The organism is Methylobacterium sp. WL18 (genome assembly GCF_008040015.1).
In the GTDB taxonomy this organism is placed as follows: domain Bacteria; phylum Pseudomonadota; class Alphaproteobacteria; order Rhizobiales; family Beijerinckiaceae; genus Methylobacterium; species Methylobacterium mesophilicum.
Genome location: NZ_VRVD01001259.1, coordinates 1 through 570, shown reverse-complemented (window position 1 = coordinate 570; position 570 = coordinate 1). Strand labels below are relative to the sequence as shown.

Here is a 570-nt window from a genome sequence, read left to right as displayed (position 1 = left end):
CACGTCGACCGCGCCGGAGCGCACCGCCCGGATCACCTCCGCCAGATCGGTTGCCGGCAGGCGGGTGACGCGCAGGGACGGGTCGGCCACGAGGGCGTCGGCAAGGCGCTGCGTCGCCGCCGTCCGGGCGAAGTCGGCGAGCCCGAGATGGATGCGGATCCGGTCGCCGGTCGCCCCGGAGAAGATCGCTGCGAAGATCGAGAAGATCACGGTGGGTAGCACGAAAGCCATCACCAGCGCGGCGCGGTCGCGCAGGAGGCTCAACGCCATCACCCGGAACGCGGCGCCGATCATCCGGCGGCCCCCGCCCGGCGCGGCTCGGAGGCTGCGCGGTCCGCGACGTCCCGGGGCCGGACCGCATCGAGATACAGCGCCTCCAGCCGCGGGGCGCGGACCCGCACCTCGGCCACCGGAACCCCCTGCGCCCGCAGTGCCCCCAGCAGGGCGGCGCCGTCGAGGCCGGAACGCTCGACCGAGCGCCAGACCAGCCCGTCCGGCTCGGCGGGTACGAAGCCGCCGCGGCGCAGCACGGTCTCCGCGACCGCATCCGCCGGGAGGGCGAGGCTCAAC

At 75.8% G+C, this 570-nt stretch carries 2 pseudogenes; both read right to left on the bottom strand.

Annotated features, from left to right (window positions below):
• A pseudogene (locus tag FV228_RS32195) lies at nt 1-294 on the bottom strand (ABC transporter permease); the annotation flags it as partial.
• Nucleotides 291-570, bottom strand: a pseudogene (locus FV228_RS32190) (ABC transporter ATP-binding protein); the annotation flags it as partial. The pseudogenes FV228_RS32195 and FV228_RS32190, both read right to left, overlap by 4 nt.